Origin of the sequence: Acidithiobacillus sp., from assembly GCF_023255755.1 — a bacterium.
In the GTDB taxonomy this organism is placed as follows: domain Bacteria; phylum Pseudomonadota; class Gammaproteobacteria; order Acidithiobacillales; family Acidithiobacillaceae; genus Acidithiobacillus.
Genome location: NZ_JAGDVS010000037.1, coordinates 25,549 through 33,679, shown reverse-complemented (window position 1 = coordinate 33,679; position 8,131 = coordinate 25,549). Strand labels below are relative to the sequence as shown.

6 protein-coding genes and 1 pseudogene are annotated in these 8,131 nt (G+C 59.1%); 2 read left to right on the top strand and 5 right to left on the bottom strand.

Annotated elements, in window-relative coordinates:
* The 4 genes from glcE to Q0C48_RS02930 form a co-directional block, all read right to left on the bottom strand.
* Positions 1-768, bottom strand: a 768-nt coding sequence (glcE, locus tag Q0C48_RS02945; protein WP_291521384.1) for a glycolate oxidase subunit GlcE, incomplete at its 3' end; no start/stop codon positions are given.
* Positions 731-2,197 carry an FAD-linked oxidase C-terminal domain-containing protein gene (locus Q0C48_RS02940; protein WP_291521382.1) on the bottom strand — a complete coding sequence of 489 codons (1,467 nt, stop codon included), beginning with the start codon at positions 2,195-2,197 and terminating at the stop codon, positions 731-733. The genes glcE and Q0C48_RS02940, both read right to left, overlap by 38 nt.
* Before the next feature lie 12 nt (positions 2,198-2,209).
* A complete protein-coding gene (locus tag Q0C48_RS02935) occupies positions 2,210-3,532 on the bottom strand; it encodes a four-carbon acid sugar kinase family protein (RefSeq protein WP_291521380.1) in 1,323 nt (440 codons plus the stop codon).
* Positions 3,533-3,543: 11 nt separating this feature from the next.
* Positions 3,544-5,763, bottom strand: a complete 2,220-nt coding sequence (locus Q0C48_RS02930) for a phosphoketolase (RefSeq protein ID WP_291521378.1) — start codon at positions 5,761-5,763, stop codon at positions 3,544-3,546.
* Between the two features lie 96 nt (positions 5,764-5,859).
* Between Q0C48_RS02930 and Q0C48_RS02925 the strand changes: the two genes are divergently transcribed.
* Together Q0C48_RS02925 and Q0C48_RS02920 are read left to right on the top strand one after the other, a co-directional pair.
* The gene (locus Q0C48_RS02925) at positions 5,860-6,663 is read left to right on the top strand and encodes an IclR family transcriptional regulator (protein WP_291508393.1); all 804 of its coding nucleotides are present in this window, start codon (positions 5,860-5,862) and stop codon (positions 6,661-6,663) included.
* A 220-nt stretch (positions 6,664-6,883) separates the two neighbouring features.
* Positions 6,884-7,072: pseudogene (locus Q0C48_RS02920) on the top strand (IS5/IS1182 family transposase); the annotation flags it as partial.
* A gap of 130 nt (positions 7,073-7,202) precedes the next feature.
* Here the strand turns inward: Q0C48_RS02920 and Q0C48_RS02915 are convergent.
* Entirely contained in the window at positions 7,203-8,126 is a 924-nt protein-coding gene (locus Q0C48_RS02915) for a methyl-accepting chemotaxis protein (protein WP_291521375.1), read from the bottom strand.
* Positions 8,127-8,131 lie beyond the last annotated feature (5 nt).

The following is an 8,131-nucleotide window of genomic DNA, read 5'->3' as shown; positions in this document are numbered from 1 at the left end:
AGCCCAAAAGGCATCCGCATCAACCTCCGCCAGAACCTCGCCGCCGATCCGGCAGCGCGCAGCCTGCAGGCTACCCTCAGTACCGCAAAGGCGGATATACAGACGCTCTCCGTAAAAAGCGGTGGCCGACAGGGGCAAAGGCTGACCGGCCCAGTGGTTCATGCACTGAATGGCCGTAACCGCATCGCTTTCCTGCACCAAACTCAGGGTACATGCCGGGCGCGGCAGCACCTTGAGACTAACGTCGAGCAGGACCCCGAGGGTGCCTAGGGCGCCTACCATGAGCCGCGACACATCATAACCGGCGACATTTTTCATCACCTGGCCGCCAAAGCGTAGAATTTCTCCCTGCCCATTGAGAATGCGCACGCCCAGTACATAGTCGCGGGCCGATCCGGCATAGGGACGGCGCGGCCCGGAGAGGCCGCAGGCGAGCGTGCCACCGATGGTGGCCGCCGAACCGAAATAAGGCGGTTCGAAAGGCAGCATCTGGTTAGCCTCCGCCAGTTGCACCTCCAACTCCTGCAGGGGGGTTCCCGAGCGCACGGTAATAAAAAGCTCGTTGGGTTCGTAGTCAATGATGCCGCGGTGGGTACTGAGATCGAGGAGCGGGCTTTCCGGCGTCGCACGGCCATAAAAGGCCTTGGTCCCGCTCCCCTGGATCTTCAGGGGCCGGGACACGCGGTGCGCTTCGCTTACCTGCGCCTGCAATGTCTGGCTCTGGTCGATGTTAAAAGCGCTCCAGTTCGGGGAAAGGCAGCTGACCATGATGGATGTGCATGGCGCCCAGTTCTGCGCAGCGATGCAGGCTGGGCACAGCCTTTCCGGGGTTGAGGCGACCTTCGGGGTCAAAGGCAGCTTTAATGCGATGTAGTTGCGCCAGTTCAGCCGCGTTGAACTGGGCGCACATGCTGTCCAGTTTCTCGACGCCGACACCATGTTCACCGGTGACACTGCCGCCGACTGCGACACACAATTCGAGAATACGCCGTCCAAATTCGTCGGCGGCGTGCAACTGCCCTTCGACATTAGCGTCATAGAGAATCAGGGGATGCAGGTTACCATCGCCAGCATGAAACACATTGGCGACCCGCAGACCATATTCTTGGGACCATATCGCAATCTGCCCAAGTACGTCGGCCAGTCGCTGGCGCGGGATGGTGCCGTCCATGCAGTAATAGTCCGGGGCCAGGCGCCCCACGGCTGGAAAAGCGGCTTTACGCCCCTTCCAGAGGAGCAGACGGGTGGCCGTATCTTCTGCAATGCGGATACTGCCGGCACCATGGCGCTGGAGAATGGCCTCGACCTCCCGTACCCGCTCCTGCAACTCCGCAACGGGACCATCCAGTTCACAGAGCAGGATGGCAGCGGCGTCGCGCGGATACCCGGCATGGACGAAATCTTCAGCCGCCTCAATGGCGAGCTTGTCCATCATCTCCAGCCCCGCCGGAATGATACCGGCGGCAATGATAGCGCTGACGGCATCTGCTGCCGCCACCACAGTGGCGAATGCGGCCAGCAGCACCAGAGTATGCTCCGGCGTCGGCAACAGGCGCACCGTACATTCCGTCATCACCCCCAGCAGGCCTTCCGAACCAGCCATCAGCGCCAGCAGGTCATAACCGGGACTGTCGGGAGCCTGGCTGCCGATCTCCCAAATATCCCCTGCTGCGCTGAGGACTTCGAGCGCCAGGATATTGTGGACGGTAAGACCATATTTCAGACAATGCACGCCGCCAGAGTTTTCAGCTACATTGCCGCCGATGCTGCAGGCGATCTGCGAGGAGGGGTCCGGCGCGTAATAGAGGCCGTAAGGCCGCGCCGCCTCGCTGATGGCGAGATTGCGCACGCCCGGCTGTACTCGGACCGTGCGGTTTTCCCGGTCGATGGCGCCGATCTGTTTCATTCGTGCCAATGACAAAAGCACTGCGCCGCAAATGGGCCGTGCGCCACCGGACAGGCCGGTTCCGGCACCCCGTGGCACGACCGCCACGCCATGACGCAAGCAGATTTTCAGTACCGCCTGTACGCCTTTCCGGTCGTTGGGCAGAACCACACAGAGGGGAAGCTCGCGCAGCACCGAAAGACCATCGCACTCGTAGGGACGCAAATCCTCTGCACTGCTCAATACCGCCCCGGCCGGCAAAACGGCCTGCAAATCCGCGACCACGGCAGAAACATCAGGAGCGGCAGACATGTGCGCCCGAACTCATTGTCCGCGCAGACGGCGACGGGCAAGGGCGAGGCTGTCGGCATCGCCCACGTTGCCGGGAAAAATCACCACCGGCATTCCAGGATAACGGGGGTGATCGGCGGGGCAGGCGACCACCGAGCAGCCCGGCAGAATCTGGCCCATCACCCTGGCCATACGCAGGGCGAGACCACTGCTAAGGACATCATTGGAGGTGATGCCGCCCTTGCTGATGAGATAGCCGAGATCTTCCGGCAGACCACGGACGACCTCCATCAGGAAGGCCGATATCACCTCGCCAAAGGCCAGACGAGTGGCCTGATCGGCAAACCGCCGCTCGCTGCGGCTGGTATAGATGACCACATCCAGCCCCTTTGCATGGGCTGCGGCTGCCTGCCGCAAAATCTTCGCCCGCTGCGCGCTGCCTTCGTCGCCACTACAGGCGTCGACATTCACTTCGACCGCCTCCAAACCGGGTTCGTGCAGCAGTCGCTCCAGTTGCTCCGTGGTTTTCCGCACATGAGAACCGACGACAATGGCCCCCGCCTTACCGCCTCGCACCAGACGCGCCATAGCGCCAGCGGCCACCGGCTGGGGCGGCAGATCGGCCAGCGCCGTGAGCAGGCTTGCCGCGCTGCGGAACAAAAAGCGCTTGCCCTGCGCCGTCGCCGCTCGCAAATCCTGGGCAAAAGCGGCAAGATCGGCGGGCTCTACTGCATCTACCACCACACAGGCGTTGTCCTGTAGTGCTAACAGACGAGGCAGGCAGCCAGCACGCAGATCCGCCAGCACAAAGCGCTGCACCGCCGCCGCCGGTACTTTTCCATTGGTCTTTTCTTCAACATAATCCGGAAGATAGCTATGATTAAATGCGAAAGTGGAGTCCTGCGCAAATTCCGTCTCATGGGCGGGGACGTCCATTCCATTTTGGCGTACATAGTGGATGCTGTCACGGGTGATGCGCCCACCTTCAAAAAAGGCGGGGACAAGGAAATGGGCATCGAAGGGACCGAGTTCTTCCGAAATGACATCCGTTTCCAGCGGATAATGACCGCGCAGAGTAGAGTCGGAGCGGCTTACCAGCAGGGGCTGAATGGCGTGTCCCGTTGCTGCCGACCGCTCGAGAGCGATCCGCAGATTCCGGCAGATCTCCTGGGTGACGGCTGCCGCCTGGGGAGCAGCCATCCCCCGGGTATTGCTGAGGATGAAGAACAGCGGCACCGGATCGCGCAGGGCTTCCACCAGGGTTTCCGGATCCCAGCCGGTCAGCAGCAGGCAGGAGTGCACCGTCTGTGACCCGGTAGGATCGTCGTCAATGACGATGATTTTGTGCTCGGCCATACCTGGGGCTCCTATGCGGCGCTAAAGTCGTGGACCCTGGCGACGATGGTTTCGGCGGTGATGCCGTTGAAGGCCATGAGCTCGCCCGCCGTGGCGGTGGTTTCACCGCGCAGCCAGGCCAGCACATCCCGCTGCCCCGCCCGACTGCGCAGCAGCACCGGTTCCAGGGCACCAGAAGTGCCACCACTGATCCCCAACAGCAGGTCGCCGCTGAAAAGGCTGTGAAAATCGGTATCGCTCATAAATCCGGTATCGGCTTCGGCGACCGTATGTGCCGCCACATCCGTCGGCCGGTAGAGCTGGCGTGGGTTGACCACCGAAACAATCCGCACGCGGTAGCCGTCCTTTTCCAACTGCTCCTTCGCCGCAAATACCGGCAAGAGGACCATATCACCGGTCACGGCGATGGTTAGCGTGCCACGTTTGCCAGCGCCCGTGTCATGGAGCAGTGATGCACCCTTGCGCACAGCCTCCCGCGCCTGGGCCAGGGTCATGTACACCGGCAGGGGACTCTTGGAAGCGATGATCACCATGGCTTTGTTGACGCTATGCACAGCATATTCATAGGCTGCCTGAATGACGTTGGCATCAGTCGGGTAGAGCAGGAAAACGTTGCCGTTACGCATCTGCGCCGCAAAGTAGTTCTCGATCTCCGGACGCTGGTGGGTCCAGCCGTTACGCCCCTGCTCCAGTGCCCCCGCCGTGAACATGCAGACCGCCGACGGTGTCTTGCGGCGCAACTCGGCCATGGCCTGGGCTACCGTCTGCATGATGGGCCAGCCGTTGATGGCGAAGGACTCGTAGGACAGCCATAGGGAACGACTGCCAAAGAGAGCCAGACCTGCTGCCAGCCCCGCGCAGGCGTCTTCGTTCAAGGGTTCATAGACCTGACCGCCGGGCTGTTGGTTGTAGAGCGGGTCCACCGTGGGATGACGGATCTTCAGGGTATCGTTGATGTTTTTCATGGCCGAGGCTTCGTTGCCGTCGGCGTTGGTCACCACAAAGCGCTTGTCCTGTTGCCCCAGCCAGGCTACGAGAGCGCCCATGGCGGTGGCCGGTACTGCCTGCGCGCCGGTTTTGAACTCCTGCAAGGGGAATTCCCCCAGTTCCATAATTGGCAGCACATGCTCAGTCACTGCGGTCTTGGCGGCAGGCCCGCCGCCGGCGCGAGAGAAATTGTCCCGCACCAGAGCCCAGGACTCGGGACTGAGGGCGCGCTGTTCCAATGCCGCTTGTATTTCCGGTGACTCCGGGGTGTCCTTGGGATACAAATTATGGGACTTGGCTCCCGAAACGTGCATACCCGCTCCCTTTAGCTGCTTGATAATGAAGGCCGTGTGCCGTCCGCTCAGGGCATTGTCTGCCGCCTTGGCGACACCTGCCAGCACCGCTTCCATGAAAGCCAGGCGCTGACTGAAGGAGAAGCGCGCGGAATCCACGTAGGCACCCTCCTGACCGGCGTCGTCGAACGCCTTGGCATCTATCAGAATGACCTCGTCGAAATCATGGGCGCGCCAATAGGCGATCATTTCGTCATTTTGCATCAGGGAAACCATGGAGTGATGCTCCTGGCTGAAGCCGTTCCAGACCAGCACCGGTAGGTAGTTGGTGACTTGCGGGTAGGCAAAGTGAAAGTGCTTCATGGCACTGAGCACATAAGGTTCGCCGAAACCCCCGTCGCCGATGGTCACCGGGAAGAGGGTTCCCGGATGCAGCAATGCCCCGGCCATGGCGAAATGCTGCCCCTGCCCGAGCGGCCCGGCAGGGGCCAGCAAACCGGGGATGGCTCCGGAGAGATGGCCGAGCAAGCCGTGCTGCTCCCGGAAACGCGCCATCATGTCCGTCATATTGCGGATACCCATTTCTTCCAAAGAACTGTCGAGGAACATGGCGCTATAGAAGCCTGGGGCATGATGACCCACCTCGGTGACGATGTTGGTGTGGCCAAGCATGACCAGTGCAGCATAGGCCTCAGCACTGGAAGCAAAACCACCGGGGTGCCCGGAAGACTTGGAGGCGCAGACCTGCAAGGTGCAGTAACGCAAAGCATCGGCCAGCATCAGGGTTTGGTAGACCGCCGCTTTAGCCGCCGGATCGGGGATCGCCTTATGACCGGCAGCAATGGCCGCACTCTGGCCATATTGCGCAAAATCCGGCCAGGCTTTTCCGAAATAGAACATTCCTTCGCAAAAAGCGGGGGCATTGGCGGGCAGAGCTGTGTGATCGGTCATGGCGCAGAGATCCTGTGACAAAAAATATTGCCCTCACTGTAAGGAAGACCGTATTATTCCGCAATAGGGAATCATTTCCACAATGCGGAATATGCTATGTCAGACAGCACCAATCGCCACAGCCATACCATCCAGGTCATCGACCGCTTGCGCGTCCTGCTCGACATCCTGGCCGATGAGGGCGGCCAGGCTTCCCTGAAAACCCTGGCGGCTGTCTCTGGCCTGGCTCCCTCCACTGCTTTTCGCATCCTCGCCTCGGCGCAGGAAAATGCGCTGATTATCCGCGACGCCGCCGGTCATTACCGATTCGGGCCACACCTGCAAAACTGGGCACAACTCGCCCATGGGCGCAGTGACCTGCGCGCCATCGCCCGCCCGATCATGACTTGGCTGCGCGATCAGGTACAGGAAACTGTCAATCTGACCATCGAGCAAGGCGACGAGGCCGTCTATGTCGAACGCGCCACCTCAACCCGGATGATGCGGGTGGAGCAGATCATCGGTAGTCGCGCGCCCCTGCATACCACGGCGGTGGGCAAACTGATGCTGGCGCTGAATGGCGAAAACGCGATCGCTCGATATGCCCAGCGCACGGGCCTGCCCGCACTTACCATCCATACCGTAAATCAAGCCCTGGCCTTGTGGCAGGACGCCCGGACATCTCTCGAACGCGGTTATGCCCTGGATAATGAAGAAGCGGAAATCGGTGTCGGCTGTATTGGCGTTCTCCTGCGCACCCCGCTGCCTTGGAACACCGGCCTAAGCATCTCTGCGCCCATCGAACGCCGCCAGGAGAGCTGGGTACCGCTGCTGCAGGAGGCGGCCCGGCGCATCGATACGCGACTGCAGGGGCAGACGGTGTGCATCGAGATGGAAACCTTGACCTCCTCCTCGCCCTGAGAAGTGAAAACTCCTTTCTGTTAGCAGCGGCCCTACCTCAGCCACTTCGATTAGTCCGATTCCTTTGTCCTCGACGAAGAACTTGCCGATGCGGGCGTTATCTGTAAAGGGAAGTTCGAAAAACTCCCCATGTGCAGTGAAATATAGGGAGTAGATTAGATCGGAGAGTGCCCATGGCAGGACTGGTAGGGCAACCAAAGCGCAGGAACGGGGCAATACCCGCCGGTCCCGCCGCCGGTCCCGCCACCGTGCCCGGGTCGAGCATGTTTTTGGTGCCCAAACCCAGCAGGGTGGCAAGATGCTACGGACAATTGGCAAGACCCGCGCTGCCGTCAGGATTGGGATGATGAATCTGGTCAATAACATGCGGCGCTTTACCTGCTTTCTAAAACAGGAAATGGCTTGGTAGGGGGTAATCCGTCCAAAATCCGCAAAAATGGATAATACATAAAAACCGCCGGAAAATGGCGAAGAAGAAGGAGTCCCTCCACTTCAAACAGCGAAGTTTTTGTTATTCGCGGCTCCCTACAGTAACAGGGTTATTTCAGAATAGTGGTGAGGTTATGGGTTAAGTCTTGTAGATTGCGGGAAATGCCTTGCAGGCTGTCAAACTGCAAAGATAATGTGCGCAAGGTCTGACCGGCTTTATCGACTTGCTTGCGGGCCACTGACTCCGCGTCTTCTATGGACTTTGCCTGGTGTTCAACCGCATCCATGTTTTCCTGTATGATGACGGTGGCATCCTGCACTTTTTTTGCTAAATTACGTACTTCATCGGCGACAACTGCAAAACCACGGCCATATTCACCTGCACGAGCAGCTTCAATGGCGGCATTCAGCGCGAGCAGATTGGTCTGGTAAGAAATCCCCCGAATGGTGGTGGCTATCTCGCCAATAGTTTTTGCCTGTCGCTCTAAGGTCTTTACGGCTTTTTGGTTGTCTTCCATGCCGCTAACGACACTTTTCAGGGCTTGTTCCATAGTCGTTACTTGCATTTTTGACTCAGTGACGGCCCCGCTGATATTATCGACCATCAGAGCTAGTTCCTTGGCAGTATGTTGCCCCATTCTTCTGGCAGTTATTTCTCTCCAGCTAGCATGGAACGCGATGACTTTACCCGATATATCACGGACAGCAGTAAAGTTCAACGCGAAGATTACTGGACCAATGGTCATTTCGGTACGGCTTTCATTTTCAGCACCACTAGCCAACTTACATAAAATATTGCGAATTCGCTCAGGATCTTTATGAAACTGATGGATGGAATGCCCATAGGCGGTGCGGACATCGGCACCACGAAGTTCAGCATTGAGGCCAGTATGGGCGTTCTCCATGATTCGTTGTGCGGCTGGATTCATATAAAAAATCACGTTTTCCATGCGCTCATCCGCCTCAGCGAGCATTTCCAATGTGTCTAATGGGGCGAGCAGTTCCTGAATGTAATGTAAAAATAGTTCGTCCATAATAT